The sequence below is a fragment of the Chungangia koreensis genome, assembly GCF_042651785.1.
Classification (GTDB): domain Bacteria; phylum Bacillota; class Bacilli; order Bacillales_A; family Planococcaceae; genus Chungangia; species Chungangia koreensis.
Genome location: NZ_JBHSEC010000001.1, coordinates 96,073 through 112,154, shown reverse-complemented (window position 1 = coordinate 112,154; position 16,082 = coordinate 96,073). Strand labels below are relative to the sequence as shown.

Annotated in this window: 19 protein-coding genes; 4 read left to right on the top strand and 15 right to left on the bottom strand. The window is 35.2% G+C overall.

The annotated features are described in order from the left end of the window. Window positions 1-490 precede the first annotated feature (490 nt). The 4 genes from ACFOZY_RS00800 to ACFOZY_RS00785 all read right to left on the bottom strand — a co-directional run bounded on the left by ACFOZY_RS00800 (window position 491) and on the right by ACFOZY_RS00785 (window position 3,967). Window positions 491-1,222 (bottom strand): MerR family transcriptional regulator, encoded by a 732-nt coding sequence (locus ACFOZY_RS00800; RefSeq protein ID WP_378151216.1) that lies wholly within the window; start codon window positions 1,220-1,222, stop codon window positions 491-493. A 158-nt stretch (window positions 1,223-1,380) separates the two neighbouring features. Then, a complete protein-coding gene (locus ACFOZY_RS00795) occupies window positions 1,381-2,241 on the bottom strand; it encodes an Hsp33 family molecular chaperone HslO (protein ID WP_251171168.1) in 861 nt (286 codons plus the stop codon). Window positions 2,242-2,847: 606 nt separating this feature from the next. After that, entirely contained in the window at window positions 2,848-3,630 is a 783-nt protein-coding gene (locus ACFOZY_RS00790; protein WP_378151213.1) for a permease prefix domain 1-containing protein, read from the bottom strand. Then, a complete protein-coding gene (locus tag ACFOZY_RS00785) occupies window positions 3,617-3,967 on the bottom strand; it encodes a PadR family transcriptional regulator (protein ID WP_378151211.1) in 351 nt (116 codons plus the stop codon). The genes ACFOZY_RS00790 and ACFOZY_RS00785 overlap by 14 nt, the downstream gene beginning before the upstream one ends. Window positions 3,968-4,184: 217 nt before the next feature. Here ACFOZY_RS00785 and ACFOZY_RS00780 point away from each other — a divergent pair, with 217 nt between their 5' ends. Further along, window positions 4,185-4,313 carry a hypothetical protein gene (locus ACFOZY_RS00780; RefSeq protein ID WP_378151209.1) on the top strand — a complete coding sequence of 43 codons (129 nt, stop codon included), beginning with the start codon at window positions 4,185-4,187 and terminating at the stop codon, window positions 4,311-4,313. A 106-nt stretch (window positions 4,314-4,419) separates the two neighbouring features. On the opposite strand, the gene ACFOZY_RS00775 is transcribed toward ACFOZY_RS00780, so the two are convergent. Beyond that, the gene (locus ACFOZY_RS00775; protein ID WP_378151207.1) at window positions 4,420-5,697 is read right to left on the bottom strand and encodes an IS110 family RNA-guided transposase; all 1,278 of its coding nucleotides are present in this window, start codon (window positions 5,695-5,697) and stop codon (window positions 4,420-4,422) included. Between the two features lie 494 nt (window positions 5,698-6,191). Between ACFOZY_RS00775 and ACFOZY_RS00770 the strand changes: the two genes are divergently transcribed. Beyond that, the gene (locus ACFOZY_RS00770) at window positions 6,192-7,031 is read left to right on the top strand and encodes a tyrosine-type recombinase/integrase (RefSeq protein ID WP_378151205.1); all 840 of its coding nucleotides are present in this window, start codon (window positions 6,192-6,194) and stop codon (window positions 7,029-7,031) included. A gap of 92 nt (window positions 7,032-7,123) precedes the next feature. On the opposite strand, the gene ACFOZY_RS00765 is transcribed toward ACFOZY_RS00770, so the two are convergent. From ACFOZY_RS00765 to ACFOZY_RS00730, 8 genes are all read right to left on the bottom strand, one after another. Continuing rightward, the gene (locus tag ACFOZY_RS00765) at window positions 7,124-7,750 is read right to left on the bottom strand and encodes a class I SAM-dependent methyltransferase (protein ID WP_378151203.1); all 627 of its coding nucleotides are present in this window, start codon (window positions 7,748-7,750) and stop codon (window positions 7,124-7,126) included. Between the two features lie 107 nt (window positions 7,751-7,857). Continuing rightward, window positions 7,858-8,259 (bottom strand): hypothetical protein, encoded by a 402-nt coding sequence (locus tag ACFOZY_RS00760; RefSeq protein ID WP_378151201.1) that lies wholly within the window; start codon window positions 8,257-8,259, stop codon window positions 7,858-7,860. Window positions 8,260-8,366: 107 nt separating this feature from the next. Further along, window positions 8,367-8,843, bottom strand: a complete 477-nt coding sequence (locus ACFOZY_RS00755) for a hypothetical protein (RefSeq protein ID WP_378151199.1) — start codon at window positions 8,841-8,843, stop codon at window positions 8,367-8,369. A 187-nt stretch (window positions 8,844-9,030) separates the two neighbouring features. Then, complete coding sequence (locus ACFOZY_RS00750) at window positions 9,031-9,969, bottom strand: GNAT family N-acetyltransferase (RefSeq protein ID WP_378151197.1); 939 nt, start codon at window positions 9,967-9,969, stop codon at window positions 9,031-9,033. Between the two features lie 148 nt (window positions 9,970-10,117). Continuing rightward, window positions 10,118-11,386, bottom strand: a complete 1,269-nt coding sequence (ltrA, locus tag ACFOZY_RS00745) for a group II intron reverse transcriptase/maturase (protein WP_378151195.1) — start codon at window positions 11,384-11,386, stop codon at window positions 10,118-10,120. Between the two features lie 545 nt (window positions 11,387-11,931). Then, window positions 11,932-12,171 (bottom strand): hypothetical protein, encoded by a 240-nt coding sequence (locus ACFOZY_RS00740; protein ID WP_378151193.1) that lies wholly within the window; start codon window positions 12,169-12,171, stop codon window positions 11,932-11,934. 188 nt (window positions 12,172-12,359) lie between these two features. Next, a complete protein-coding gene (locus tag ACFOZY_RS00735; protein ID WP_378151191.1) occupies window positions 12,360-12,614 on the bottom strand; it encodes a hypothetical protein in 255 nt (84 codons plus the stop codon). 114 nt (window positions 12,615-12,728) lie between these two features. Next, window positions 12,729-13,151: a hypothetical protein gene (locus ACFOZY_RS00730; RefSeq protein ID WP_378151189.1), complete on the bottom strand. Its 423-nt coding sequence runs from the start codon at window positions 13,149-13,151 to the stop codon at window positions 12,729-12,731. A 327-nt stretch (window positions 13,152-13,478) separates the two neighbouring features. On the opposite strand from ACFOZY_RS00730, the gene ACFOZY_RS00725 reads away from it, so the two are divergent. Further along, window positions 13,479-13,811: a hypothetical protein gene (locus ACFOZY_RS00725; RefSeq protein ID WP_378151187.1), complete on the top strand. Its 333-nt coding sequence runs from the start codon at window positions 13,479-13,481 to the stop codon at window positions 13,809-13,811. 122 nt (window positions 13,812-13,933) lie between these two features. Here ACFOZY_RS00725 and ACFOZY_RS00720 read toward each other — a convergent pair whose 3' ends face one another. Continuing rightward, complete coding sequence (locus ACFOZY_RS00720) at window positions 13,934-14,224, bottom strand: DUF5316 domain-containing protein (protein WP_378151185.1); 291 nt, start codon at window positions 14,222-14,224, stop codon at window positions 13,934-13,936. A 316-nt stretch (window positions 14,225-14,540) separates the two neighbouring features. On the opposite strand from ACFOZY_RS00720, the gene uvsE reads away from it, so the two are divergent. After that, window positions 14,541-15,506: a UV DNA damage repair endonuclease UvsE gene (uvsE, locus tag ACFOZY_RS00715; protein ID WP_378151183.1), complete on the top strand. Its 966-nt coding sequence runs from the start codon at window positions 14,541-14,543 to the stop codon at window positions 15,504-15,506. A gap of 82 nt (window positions 15,507-15,588) precedes the next feature. On the opposite strand, the gene ACFOZY_RS00710 is transcribed toward uvsE, so the two are convergent. Then, window positions 15,589-16,041 carry a hypothetical protein gene (locus ACFOZY_RS00710; RefSeq protein ID WP_378151181.1) on the bottom strand — a complete coding sequence of 151 codons (453 nt, stop codon included), beginning with the start codon at window positions 16,039-16,041 and terminating at the stop codon, window positions 15,589-15,591. Window positions 16,042-16,082: the final 41 nt, after the last annotated feature.

Sequence of the window (16,082 nt, the reverse complement as noted above, 5' to 3'; positions counted from 1 at the left end):
AAAATTGAAATTTGAACCAGAAGTAAGCATCCAATTAACATATCAATTGGATGCTTATTTGTTATTGCTAAATATACGTTTATTGTGCTTTTATTGACTTTTTAAATGTGCCAAATCCAGCGGCGCTATTTACTATTAATTGCTAATTACACCTTGAAGGATACACATTTAAACACGCCAACCAAAATGTTTGGCGTGTAAGATATTAACGTCCTTATTGAACTAACGCCCCCGTTAGTTTAAGTGCAAGGTTTCACAAACTCCCAACCGATAGCAATTCCAAAGAACTTAAGAAGCACGTCCTTACGAAATCCATTATTTATTCCATGAGTTATATCTTACCTTGCCCTTTAACTCTTCAACAGTAAAATCATAGAATCATCTAAAAAAATACCCCACAGACAATTTAAATCTGAGGGTAGAGTGATGTAATTACTTCATAAACGGTTCTATTATGCCAAACCGTATATTCCATGATCAATTCATGTTCTTAGTTACTCTGTAAGGCTCTACTAATGTACTGATAAATTTTAGCATCTACGCCATGCTGCAACTCATTTCCTGGGTTTTCTTCGTGAAACTTTTCAGTAGCTTTTATAAAGCTATAATCATTTTGTGGCAAGGACATCCCTGCAAGATCTTTCCATTGATTAGCAAGGCTTTGAACATCTTTATCCGTTGAGAGTGTACCTTGTTCCATATGATTACGAAGCTTTTTCATGATTAAATTAAATTTTTGTTCTGCCTCTTTTAATTCTTCTTTATCCATGTCATCATATTGCTTTTTCATTTGTTCTAGCTGGTCTTTCGAAAAATATTTTTCTTTATTCATTTTCATCACTCCTAATAATTTTGTTAATTCTTCAACTGATAAAGCTTGCTGGCTTTGTGTTAAAGCTAACGCATTCGTTAACTCATTTAAAAGATCTTGTTGCTTTTGAATATCCTCTTGCAAACGAGTTATTTGAATAGACAAGATTTCGGATGCATTGAAACTAAAACTGTTAGATAGGTATGTTTGTATATCCTCCAAAGCTAAGCCAATGTGCTTTAAAGACAGGATTTTCTGCAACTTTGAAAGATCTTGCTTATTATAAAGCCGATGCCCAGATTGGGAATAATCAGAAGGAGAAAACAACCCGATTTGGTCGTAATAACGTAACGTCCTTACTGTTAGTCCAGTTAACTTTGCGAGTTGCCCCACCTTCCAATATTGCTTCAAAATAATCCTCCTCAAATCCTGTTACATATCTACATCTCCACTATAAATCATTACGTTACGTAAGTTTCAAACATGAAAGCGTATCTTTTTTCTTGTTAAACTGTTTAGTATAAATAAAAAAATATAATGGGATTAGTTTCGTTCTCTAATCACAATCATCATAAAAGAAGTTTGAGTTCAGAAGGAGAAAATATATATGATCTCCCACAGATGTGACAGCTAGACTCAATTGATTTATTATCATGAATATATTCCAATAAGTCTTTTCTCTCTATTGAATATAGCAATCCATAGAACATTTCCTTGGAACACCCACATGAAAATTTAATTCCATTTAGACCTATTATCAGTGAATCACTGAAGTAACTTTTTAATTGTTGCTCGATTTGAATATCTTCCATAACTTTAAGGTTTTTAAAAATGTTTGAGTTGGTATTTATCTTTTCTTTAACTTCTTTTAATAAATGCTTTGATGCCCCAGGAAGCAATTGTGCAAACATGCCATAACTATGGGAAACAGTATTATCTTTTCCAAAATCTAAATTTGTTTCAATGAGTGTTTCCAATTGCTCACTTTGTTTAAAATAATGTGATAAGTCATCATCGATGTTCTGATAAGGCATATCCGTAATTCCAGTAAATTGACTCATATTGAATCCCTTAATCATACGAATAGTACCTTTTTGTCCAATAAGTTCTTTTATAGAAATACCCTCCAAAGTCTCGGCCTTTAAAGAATTTCGACTATTATAACCACGGATATTTCCATTAGAATCTGCATCTGCATATATTTTGTATTTAGAATTACCTAGAGTGAACGTAGCACTCAATCTTTGCTCTCCCTTCAATGTTGCAGAAAGCAAACTAATTCCAGAGACGATTTTACCAAGAGCAACATTAAGTATTCGATGATTTTGCTCATTCAAACTGACAATCTCATTAATCAGAGCTGTATTATCTGAAATAAACAAACGAACTTGTTTATCTAAGATCAATGCCCTTATGACCTTATCTCGCATATCATTCATCCTTTCCTAACGTAATGAACTATCTGTAAACCACTATAAATCATTACCTTACGTAAGGTTCAAGCACATATTTATTCATTTCATTTTAGGAGGTTAAACACCATTAATTTACTGTAACTTATTGAATAATCATATCAAGTGAATTGTCTCAAACTTTAATCAAAAACAAATTTATTACATTGTGAAAGTGTTCACTTAAACTAAACTGCCGCGTTAGTTCAATAAGAAATGTATAATTCTATATAGTGAAATCAGGCAAATTACTACCCCTAATATTAAGCTTGATTTTTCGTGCTTCCGAAATTTTAGGAATCTGATAATAAACACTAAACCCAAAAGAAAAAGTGTTATATGCAAGAATATTGAGTTATCAAATCCATAAAATCCGCTTGGTATTATCAACAAAACTGTAGAGATAAGAATAATCTTTAAAATAACATCATAGAAATTTTTCTTCTCGTTATTTTTTTCCATTTATTAAGTTTCCCCCTGCACTCCCAAGTTGTTAAACTAACCTGCCCCTTTAGTTAAATTATTCAATATAAGAGGGCATTAATCCTTTAACAGATCAACGCCCCATTTGTTTTAAAAAAAAAATCAACTATTCGTTCCTAAAAAACGAGTTTTTCCAACCAATTTATAAATCAAGTATCCAACAAAATTTAATAAAACAAAAACAATAACCCAGCCAACATTTAATCGTTTATGATGATAGGCTGTTATTGTTGACCAAACGGTAAATAACACCCAATAAACTACCATTCCTATTAACAACGAACCATAAGCTAAATTATCAAAATTTGAAATCTCCATTTCAACATTCCAATCTGAATCTTCATTACTTATGCCTGTATTAAAATGGTTCAATAATAGATTATTATCACTGTTCTTATAAAACACAAAATCAGATTTAGAATTATCTGAAGTTACTTTTATTCCATAAATAAACTTATTATCCTCTACACTTGCAACTGAAATTTCTTTTGCTTCATCAGATATAGTAGTTTGAGTACCTAATTTACCAAGAATTTCACCTCCAATACTATCTACGTTTTTATAATGCTGATATTCAAATAAGCCTAATGATAGGAAACTTATTATACCAAGCAATAAAAATGTAAAAGCTATATAGAGAACCCTTTTAGCAAATATCCTTTGTGCTATGAATAATTGCCCAACAATAGAACGCATTTCTTTTTCTCCGCCAAATCTTTCAATTGCTATATTAACAGCTTCTTCTTCAGATTTACCTTCTGCTTTTAACTCATGAACTGCCTCTAACAAATGACCTTTCATTTCTGCTTTTAATTCGTTTATTTCGTTTTTATTTCCTCCTACATTTTGATAAACCGAATCAACAAACGCTTCAATTTTCTTCATATTTATCTCCTCCTTTCAATAATGAATCAATAGTTTTTTTTACAAACTCCCATTCAGCCAACTTTTCTTTAAAACTTTCCTCACCTAACGGCGTGAGTTTATAATATTTTCTTCTTCCCCCTGGTCCTTGTTCATCTCCCCAGTAAGAAGTTATCCAATTATTTTTTTCTAATCGCTTTAATGACAAATAAAGCGTGCCTTCTTTTAATTCAAATTGTTCATCACTTTTTTCTCGAACCAATTTAGCAAGTTCATATCCATACATATCTCTTAAATGTAGTAGCGATAGAATGATCGTATCTATATGACCTTTCAATACCTCTTTATTAACTTCCAATATGTTCACCCCCTAAATATAATATAAATTCAAATACTCTATAATGCAAGGTATTAATCTAAAAAAATTTAAACTAAACTCCCTCTATAAACATTGAAGTATCAACGGTTTACATCACTTCGTGATGTGAGGAAAATTATTTTTTCACTTACTTATAAACATTCTTTTGAATTTATTGTTTTTATTACCAAGATGAGAATACGCTTCGCTAAGACTAATGGAAAACATTAGCTTTTCTTATCCATTATTCGATGCACAATGGATCTCTGCGATGCTTATGATGACGTACCCTCCCATGTCTCTTGGCGTCTATGCGCTGACATTCCTTCGTTCGGTCTATTCATAAGGCAGAGGCCTGCTATGCTGCCCCAGGGACTCATGGTCTTAGTTTTAGTATTGTGCTGGCTTCTCCGTGTCATCCTTATTGTTATAGTTCATGTTCGAAAAAATGATTACGCTGCCGTTGAGAGACAGTGTAGATCTATCATCATATGCCGTTCATCAAATTGAACTTTTTTCTTACAGATTCCATGTAACACTTTCAGTAATTTACCACAAAGCACGACCATCGATTGTTTTCCCTTTAGGGGATTTTGTTGGCGAGTCGTGTAATACTCATGAAGCAGTTTAAATGCTTTGTTGTGCCTAACCAGGGGAACGATAACTTTAAATAGTACGTTCCTTAATCTCTTCCGTCCTCGCTTCGAGAAATGTTTACGCCCATGATGTTGGCCGGATGAATTTTCACGTAATGTTAATCCCGCTAGTTTGATGAGTTGGCGTGGATCCTCATAATGTGAAAAGCTGCCGACTTCTGAGAGCAGATCAACGATAGTGGCATCTCCTAAGCCTGGTACAGAAGTGAGGTATACGTACTCTTCTGTAGACTTAGCCAGCTCTGCTAAGTGCGTATTTACCATTTCTATTTCTTCCTCTAATAATCGGTACTGACGAAGTAGCGTGGCGATTTCAAGTCGTGCCATCTGCGATCCTTCTGTCAATCCGATCGAGTGGTTGGCTACGTTGATCAGAAGTTTAGCCTTCGGTAATTGCGGAGCCTTCATCCCCTCTACCTGTCGGTAGAGAAAAACTAACTCTTCAGCCGTTTTCCCTACGATGTCCTGTGGGAACGGCGTCTTTTCGAGTGTAGCGAGTGCCATCTTTCCGAAGGTGGGATAAACTTGTGTAAACTCCGGAAAATACCGATCAAGCCAGCGAACGATTCGGTTTTTGATGCCCGACAAATCCTCTGTCATCTTTGAACGAAGTGTAGAACCATTCCGAAACTCAGCCTCGATATCCTTCAGAATTCGGGGATAGCTGAAACGACCGTCCTTCATAAGTCGAGCAATGACGACTGCATCCTTCTTATCGTTCTTTGTCTGTAAGTTATCATCAAGCTCTTTTGCTTTCTTGACGTGCAATGGATTGACCATGACAAGCGGGATTCCATAGGAATCCAAGAAATAGGCGAGGTTCATCCAATAGTGCCCAGTAGGTTCAATCCCCACAATAACATCACTTTTCTCATATACTTTCATAGCATGAAGGATATTCTGATAGAATGCCTCAAATCCTTCTTTGGATTGATGCACAGCAAAAGCTTTCTGCAGTACACGGCCTCGTTCGTCTACAAAGCATGCATAATGCTTGCGCTTGGCGATATCCATACCGACAATTAGTGTGTTTTCAGTGACTTGATTTAGCTTCTCATTCCATTTAGAATTCATAGAAGAGTCCTCCCTGTTTGATGATGGGTCAATTCGACGTTGACACTCAGCATCATACTAGAGGGCTCTTTTTCTTTCAAGATGGCGCAAATCCTCCAAACAGGAATGCTGCCCCTTTAGCTAAAGAAGAACTTTTAAAAGCTGGCAAGTATTGAAATAGTAAAAACAATATAGGCTAAAGACAAACTGACAATTATAGTATTAGCAGAGGTATCTTCATTGTTTTTTACTTTATTAATAATAGAAACTAAATTTATGCATATAATTATCGCCAGTATTGGATTAAAAAAAATACCTAATTCAGCAAATTGATACACCTTATTCACTTCCCCCATTTGTCTCGTGCCGCTTTAGTTCAAGAAGTCCTCATATGAAGATAATAAGGGCATTCTTCCTAACTCTCTCTAAGCTCACTATTAAAATATCTCATGTGTATTAGATTCGATAGAATTGGTAATAATTCCTTTAACATTACTAAAGTTGGAGGAATCAACTTGCTATTATCCGATGCATGGAAGGGTTTTGAGGCCGACAAACGGATAGAAGGTTTTTCAAACAAGACACTAAAGGCTTACCAGATCCAATCTACGTTACTTATTGTATATTTTAATGACATTGATATAACCATTCTAAGTACCGAACAGCTTAAAGAATATCTTGCGTGTTCCGGAAGGCACTTAAAACCCTCAAGCCTCTCTCACAGAATCCGCTTTATGAAATCCCTCTTCCGATGGTGCCACGAAGAAGGACATCTTCCCAAAAATCCAGCAGCCAAAATTAAGGAGCCGAAGGCTGGGAAACGAATTCCTAAGTACTTGACTGAAAGAGAAATTGAACATTTGCGAGAAGCCTGTCACACCCCAATGGAAAAAGCCCTTTTCGAGTTTATGTTTTCTACAGGTTGTCGTATTAGTGAAATTGCGAACTTGGAGATCAACCACATTAATTGGTCCAATCGATCGGCTATTGTCAGAGGAAAAGGCGATAAAGAAAGAGAGGTATATTTTAATGTCCGCTGCGACATATGGCTAAAACGCTATTTGGAAACACGTAAAGATAGTGATTCAGCCATTTTTGTGACAGTTAGAAGCCCCCATAGGATGAGTACCGCACAGATGAGGTATATCATAAAGCGAATTTCAAGTCGGGCCAATATCAACAAAGAGATCCATCCGCATCAACTTAGACACAGTTATGCTACTCATTTATTGAACAATGGAGCTCCTATTGAAGTCATTCAAAGCTTGATGGGTCATGAAAAGAGTGAAACTACTCGGATTTATGCTCAACTTAGTGGAAGGTTAAGACAGGAGTTTTATCAGAAGTACTTCTAAACAAGAAAGTGCAGTGTCTAATACGACGCTGCACTTTTTACTATTCTACCGCTTTTTTTAAGTATTCAACAAAAAAAGACTGAAAGATTAATTTATCTTTTAGTTCCTCTAACCGTAACGGTATGATACCCTCTTGAATCTGGACCTCTGACTAAAGAAACGTCCCTAAATCCTGCATCCTGCATAGACGGAATTAATTCATTTTCAGTAATACCTTTTATGCCTTCCCAAGTTTCGTCTTCTTTCCCGTCGGAAAAAGTAAGGATTACAACTCCTTCCGGCTTTAGAACTCTAAAGATTTCTGATAATGTCAAAGCTATATCAGTCCAAAAGTAAATAGTTTGGATACTGAAAACCCGATTGAAATTTTCATTATGAAACGGCAACTTATTGAAATTGGCTTGTATTAGTTTTGCTCTGTTTTCGTTTATGGCTCTTTTGTTTCTAATTCTTGCTGATCGAATAACTGTTGGAGAAATGTCCAAGCCGACTACTTCCTCCGCTAAGCCCCTTTCTAAAATCAATTTAATTGCATAACCTGCCCCACACCCTAACTCTAAAATCCTATCCCCTTGTTGAACATTCATTAGCTCTAATGACCAATTTGTTTCAGTCTTGTGCTGCCTTACCATCTTTTCACCAATATATGTACCTATAATTCCTCTTGGCGTTTTATAATGACGATCAATAAATTCTTTAGTTGTTTTAAAGAAATCCATACGTCACCCCCCTATGAAATGTCTTATACCTTTATAATTAGACAAAGTTTGAGTTAACCCTTTCTAATCAAACTTAAACTTACGTGCCGCTTTAGTACAACTAAAGGTTACTGTAGATTGTTATGTTTTTCAGGTAATTTTATTTTGTAGATAAGAAGCAAACCTACGATGGAAGGGATCATATACATCAGGACATTACCAAAGTCTAAATACTTTATGATGGGATATTCGGATGTGAAGAATCTATTTACTGCATAAATTGTATATCCAATTGTTAAAAGTGCATAAATTCCCGTCACAACTTTTATAAACCGGGAAGAGAAAAATAAAACTAAAATCAGTAAAAGCGTTATAATCAGGACCCTTACAGTAAAGGATTGGCCCTCAATCATTGAAAATTTAACTGGAATGTCACTGGTCATAAAAACTTTACTAAAACATGTCCACATAATAAAAAGAGTAGATAGAACCGATAAAACAATGAATAAAATAATGTCTCGATTACTCATTACTACACCCTCCTTTCTTAAACTAAACTGCCACTTTTGTTAAAGTATTCAACAAAAAAGGCTTAATCCTTTCATGGATCAAAGCCCCCGTTAGTTCAAGAAGTGATTTATTCCTTATGAACTTTTACATAAACACTTCCAAATAGTCTTTCTCCAATATAAGCATCCAACTTCCAAAGACCACTTTTTGGGAGCATCATATTTGTAGGAAAGTGTTGATCTGCACCATTATTAGGGCTAAGTGAAGTATTATTTGTTTTTGATACTATTACTAATTCCTCATCACTGTTTTCGTGAGTCCCTAATACTTCAAAGTCACCAATTAACTCATCTTCATTTCCCCAAAAATGCCACATGTACTTTTGTGTTTTATTAGGATAAAATTTATCAACTTCACTACCTTCATAAATAAAACCTACACGTCCTTCTTCCCCGATCATAGTGTAACTGCCTGATTCAAAAAGAGGACTTTCTTTCCAATTGTCTTGAATAACTTCTTCTTTTATTGCTTCTTCATCATTACAGCCCGCGATTACTAACGAATATATTACTGTGAAGATTAAAATTAATCCTTTTTTGAACATACATACACCCCCGTCTTTTTATGATAATTCTCTCTAACCCTCAAATATCCTTTATTAACCTGCGCTTTAGTTCAATAAGTTCAACAAAAAGGGCATCAATCCCTTCTTGGATCAAAGCCCGGTTAGTTTAATAATAAGACTATCAATTTAGTTTAAATCTATCTTTAACAGACTTATGTTTTTGAGATTAGTGAATACGTTTTATTAAGTTGTAAAATCCTGATTTTGATTTATAACCTAATTTTTTATTAATTGCTAACATAGGCGTATTTTTTGAATCGTTATGAGTTCTTATGTATTTCGCTTTATTGTTTTTGGCGAATTCAATTGCTTTTACTTTAAGCGCTAAAGCGAGTCCTTTACCACGGTACTCTCTAATTACCCCGGTCATAGAATTATAATAAGAATCATTATTTTCTTTAACAATCATCGATAGTGCTACCCACTCATCTCCCTGGGTCGCTAAGATAAAACCATTTTTATCAAAATCTCTACTTAGGCTAATCATTCTATCATTTTCTGGACGGGGCTTATCCTCCATACCGGGCACATCTTTAACGAGTTCCCACCATAAGTCCCAAAAACGATTGCTTGAAGCATCTTCTTGGGAAAAATCAGCAAGGGTAGTAAAACGAATACCTAATGTTTCAAGTTCACTAAAAATAGATTCATATTGAGTCGTCTCAAACTGTGTCAGATCCAATTGAGATTCAAATGTGTGACTATATATCTCAAAGCCATTATTTTTATACCATTTAAAGCACTCATTTTTATAATCTTCTATGTTGGTTTGAAGTACAATAGCATTGTATTTTAGAGCGAGATTTTCAATCTCCTTTAAAATTGAACTGCCTATTCCTTTATTTCTCCAATCTTTATCCACGTTAACTGCAATCTCAGCATGTCCTGGCTTTAGAATGGGATCCCAGGTGCCGGACACATACCTTCCATATCCAACATAATGACCTTCAGAAGTAATGGCGGCTATGTTATATAAATCTGTATCGTGAGAGCCTTTTTCTTCATAGTTTCTTATCGTTGCTAAATCAGGCAGCTCCGTATTATTGACTTGTACAATTTCTGAATAATTTTCTGAAGTTAATGTAAATATCTTAATATCATCCAATTTTTACAACCCCTCCTACATTAGCTTTAATTCATAAGTCTGAACTGTACTTTTAGTTAAAGTATTCAAATCGAGTAGGAGGGAGTGATTAGCTCCCGTCCTCTCACACCACCGTACGTACCGTTCGGTATACGGCGGTTCGAAAGTTTTATGAAATCAAATTTGTTATAGACTTTAGCCTCTGGTTTTCCCAGTACTGATTGTTTAGTGCCTGGTCTATAATTGGATTGTTAGACATTCTCCAATAACCCTTTCGGGTATTCGCACATCTCCATGCGTCATTTGGCTTAATTCCTAACTTCTTAAGCTCTCGATATTTTGTCGAGGGCTTTTTCCATTCTTTCCATCTGCACGCTCTTAATCTTCGTCTTATATGACTATCTATCTTTAATGCATATTTCTTTATGTCACCAATCTTAAAGTAGTTAAACCAACCCTGAACCAATTGGTTCAGTTTGTGGATTCGATATTCCATGCTGATACTCCAGCTACGGTTGGTTAGTCGCTTAAGCTTAGCCTCAAACTTCGCCTTGCTCTTCTTTGGCACGTACACTCGTGTCTGTTTCCTGTTTCGGTAGAAACTCACGCCTAAGAATGTACGTGCGATCGGCTTTCCCACCGCACTCTTCTCCTCGTTGACTTTCAGTTTCAGCTTTTTCTCGATGAAGTCCGTAATCCCTTGTTTGACACGTTCGCCCGCCTTTAAGCTTTTCACGTAGATGTTACAGTCATCCGCATATCGAACAAACTTATGTCCTCGTTTCTCTAACTCCCGATCCAGCTCGGTTAACATGATGTTACTTAGAAGCGGACTTAACGGTCCGCCCTGTGGAGTCCCTTCTCGATTGACAGACACAATTCCATTTTCCATCACGCCGGCTTGAAGGAAATTACGAATAAGTTTAAGAGTTACTTTGTCCTTGATTACATTTGCGACCAATGACATGAGTTTGTCGTGTTGGACTCGATCGAAGAATTTCTCCAAATCGATGTCTACCACGTAGTGGTAGCCTTCATCAATGTAGGCTCTTGCCTTTTCAATTGCTTGATGAGCACTTCGATTGGGTCTGAATCCATAGCTGTATTCACTAAAAGTCTGTTCAAAAATTGGTGTCAGTATTTGGACTACTGCTTGTTGAATGACCCGGTCAGTGACCGTTGGAATACCAAGTTTGCGTTTTCCGCCGTCTCCCTTCGGGATTTCGACTCTCTTGACAGGTGATGGTTTGTATTTTCCTGTCTGAATTAGTGCGATGATTGTCCTTCCTTCTTCTTTCAAATATTGGCGTGTCGCCTCTATATCTTTCGCATCGACACCGGCGGCACCTTTATTTCGTTTAACCCTTTTGAAAGCTTCATTCAGGTTATCTCGATGTGTAATAAGATAGATTAATCCATTTGATTCCATATGTCCCATGAGGTCGGTATGCACACAAATAGCTCAGCTCTGAGGTGGGGTTAGACATTTTCCGAATGTCCGTTTCCACTCAGTCTCTCGATTGGCTGCTTCCTCGCTATTGTGTAATCTTCCGATTCATGTTCTCTCCTTTCGTTCGGTCCTTCCCACCGACGGTGGTACTATGACCTCTGCTGACTTCTGATGGTTCAACCATTCATCGCTGAATGGGTTCCGTGAGGATATCCATCAGACCTCCCAGGGTAAGTTCATCCACTTTCTCCTCATCTATCTGCCACATTTATTCCTGTTCCTTCCGGAGATATTTAGGGCTTCGTTTTGTTTGGCAAACTCGCCCAGAAACAGAAACCTCATATGTGGTTCGTATTCCTCAGACCAAGGATTTGCCTCCAGCTTCCTTCAGATTCCACGTCACCATGGACACCCTTGCCTTCAGCTAATGGTTCGCATATCCCAACGCCCATAGTGGACTTTCACCACCGAGTTGATGAACATGCCTGGCACACCAAAAAGGGCATTAATCCTTTAATGGATTAATGCCTCTATTAGTTAAAAATAAGTTTAGCAAGTGTTACAACAAATAAAATTCCAGATGTAATCAACAATAAAATTCCTTCATTTTTATGCTTTTCTTTCATTACAGATAAACCTATCACTGCAAAAAATAGAGCCATTCCCAAGTTCATTACTGGAAGTGAAATATCATCATATTCAGGGTATATAAATGTGTATGAAGCCAACCCCAAAACAGTGAGACCCAACAATATTTGTAAACCATTTATCATATTATTTCTCCCGCATTTTCATTTTCTTCGAACACAATACTTAATTTAACTACTTCTAATTGAACTAACCTTCTATATGCTACGTTAGGAATGGCATAACTACCGCCCGATGAACAAAGAAGGCAACAATCCCTTCCTGGATCAAAGCCACCTTAGTCAATGTAATAGTGTAATACTGAGTACAATAATTACAATTCAAAGAATTTAAAACATCCCAATAAACAGACCATAATTATTGCCCATAAAGTTAAATATGTAGGTTTTTTTAGTTCTCTATCTAAAATGGAGATAGATTGGATAACTTTGATAACTATACCTGCGAATATAGCTACCATAATTGCACCTAATAATGTAGGAATGTCCATTACATATTCATCAATTAGTCTGAATAGAATTACTGAAAATGCTACCGTTACACCAGTAAGAAAATACTTTAAATTCATTTGGTCCTCCTTTTTTCATTATCAACCCAATTAAATATCTTCATATAACAAGTCTTTTCTTATTACCTGACCCCTTATTTCAATAAGTTCTACAAAAAGGATTTTAAATCAGCCTCATTCAATTGAATTAGCCATTTTTAATAAGTCATCAAGAGTAAATTCATTGTTTTCCCCGGGTTCAGAACGAAGCGCTAAATCAATCACTACATTCCCTTCTTTTTCTTGCCACGCCAGTACTTTAGCTTCTCCTGTTCCATCGTATTGGGCTTTAATTCCATTATTTAGCTCCACTGTTTCGGTGCCTACTGACGGAGGATTTTCTTTAACAAAAAGGTTGGATATTAGTAGGGCATCTTTTTCACCAAAAAGTGAAATGCTGACTAACAAGGGGCCTTCCGTCACACCTGTTTGATTTTGCATTATTTGTACGTTTTTCACTTCAAATGGTATCGTAGAGAATTTTGGTATTTTTATTTGTTTTAAGATATCTTCAGGAATTTCCTCTTGATTAGTCTTTATTTCAGGATTACTACTCATTAATTCCTCCCAGTTACTTTCCTTCGATTCTTCTGTTTTTGAACATCCAAACATCAAAGTGACAGTTATAAGGCAACTAAAAAGCATGAATAACTTAGTGTTTATAAGAAACACCCTTTCATAAAATCGTTCTATTTTCATCACCTAATTTACCGCTTTATTTAAATACGTTTGTAAGAAAAATCGGTTCCATTTATATGTAAATTTTCCATTTCGCAAAAATAAAAAAGCAGTATTACTTATTTCTAAACTTACTCTTTAGTAAAAAAACAACTTCTTTAATACTATGGTATAATTAGGCCTAATTTTATGGGTAGGAGGGCTTGTATGTTAGGCGGCTTAATGTCATTCGTTACTTTAAAATTGGTTGATCAAAAAATGAAAGAAAATGGTTCAAAAGGAATCTTACATACCAAAACAAATGCTCAAGATCTAAATTTATCTAATGAAATAAACGAATCCGATAGCATACTTACAAAGAACAGCTACAACCAAGATATAGGCAATGACTATGATTACAACGATGATTTTGATTATGATATTTCTATGGAAGAAGCGTTGGAAAGAGATTTACGAGCTATAGATCATGAAGCTAAATGGTTATCAGAAGAGAGTGAGACAATTTTTGACAGAAGCCCTTATGATTATGAGGATTATTAAAAAAGAATCAACGAAATTATTAACCTGATCGTTAGTATAGTTATTCAACAAAAAAGGCCTCAATCCCTTTCTGGATTAACGCCCCTGCTAAGTCAATTGTGTGGATCATATTTATTGTTTGACTAATTAAGTAGAAGAAAAAGAATTATTGCAAATGCAATATTGGGAGCCCCTATTAAAACAATTCTGTTTGTAAATGTGATTCGTTTTCGTCTATCTGTTTCGGATTCAGAGTTAAGGTTTCTTCCCAATCGATCCCCAGAAATAAACGCTCCTGATATCAAAGCTCCTATCCCTAAACAAATTAATCCTACAAATCCTGTTATTTTGTAAAGTAAGGACCAATCATTAGTAGTTAAAGCTACCACAAAGATTATTAATGAAATACCAAATCCAATAAACAAATATTTCATTCACATCTCACCTCCATAATTTCTGAAATTGCATCTAAATATTCCTCCATACTACCCCTTCATTTAATACGCATAGTCTAAGGAGAAGTTCCAGTTCTAAAGAAATTACATTTAAAATGTCCTTACTCAACTAACCTACCGCTTTAGGAGAAAATAATTTTCATCCAACTTTTACAACAGGTATATACAAACTTCCTTTGAAAACCTTTTAAATTTCTTCAAGTGTTATCGATCTTTCCAGCAAGTTAAAAATTATTGGATCATAAATTTGTCTACCACCATCTTATTTTCTACATACTACAGATGAGGTGGGAAAATGACGATTGTACGATTAGGTTATGTTGCGATGAGTATGGAACTAAAAAATGCTTCACCATCTCAAACGATGACCTTCACTCAATTTCAAAAAATTAAGGATCGCGAAGCGGCCATACGTAAATTAGAGCAAATTTCACTATCAAATTTGGAACATACACTTCGGCTATTAAAACATAATGTCTTTAAAGAAATTCATTTCTACCGCTTATCCTCTCGATTGATTCCTTTAGCTAACCATGAAGAACTGCCTGATTGGAATTATATAAAACCATTATCTGAAAAATTAATTGAAATAGGCGCTTACGCAAGAAAACATAATATACGAGTTGATTTTCACCCTGATCATTTTGTTGTTATGAATTCACCAAAAACGGAAGTTGTCAAAAACTCTTTAAAAACGTTAAGGTTGCATTATTTATTGTTAAAGGGAATGAAAATAGATCCGACGCATCGTTGTGTTCTCCATGTTGGTGGAAACTATAATGAAACCGAGAAATCATTGGAGCAATTCGTTGATAATTGGATGGACGTTCCACGAGCAATTCAAAAGATGATTATGCTTGAAAATGATGATACTTCTTTTACGGTTGATGATACGTTATATCTATGTGAAAAATTAGAAATACCTCTTGTATTTGATTATCATCACCATCTCGCCCATCACTATTATGAAAAATGGGAGGATAAGTGGGACCGAATTGTAGCAACTTGGAAAGATTCACCGTTACCAATAAAAATGCATATTTCAAGTCCTAAAAGCGAGAAAGAATTCCGTCATCATTCCGATTATGTGGACGTAGACATGTTTTTCAGATACTTGAAAGAAATCAAAGGAACCGTACCCGAAATACATTGTATGATTGAGGCAAAAAAGAAAGATGAAGCGTTATTTAAATTGATGGAGGAAATAAAACATCGTGAAGATGTAGAGATGATTGATGGATCTTCCTTTTATTTAAAGTGAACATAACCGGCACTGGAGAAGCTCCAGTGTCGTTATTCTTGGATAATTTGGAACTAAACCGATTCTCAAAAATTATTTGTTTTTACATTAAAGTTGGATCCGCACCGAACCAAGTCTGAACATCGTTTTCCTCGGTCACTGGTTGAATCCAACAAACGCCAAAATTCAATTTTCTATCTACAGTAGTTTGATTAGTCTTATATTGAATTCCATTACTTAAATACTCTCCAGTATAATCACTATATTTTGGGTTGTGAAATTCTCCTTCAACTCCAATTGTTAGTTTTATATCTTCTTTGTAAAAAGCAATCGCTTCAAGTCTTTCTCCACTTTCAATATGTCCTTTTACATCAATTACAGGTATGCAGCATTTAATTTCTTGATTCTTATATTCACTTTTGTATTCATATTGAATTAAGTACCTTCCATTTACATCTCGATATTGGAATGCCAAATTATCCAGTTTTATCGCTGTAAAATCCACTTCTTTATCATTAACGAATAATTTAATAGCACCTAATGGAGTTAATAACATTCAATCACCCATTTATTAGAATTTAAAAGAAAATGACGTTT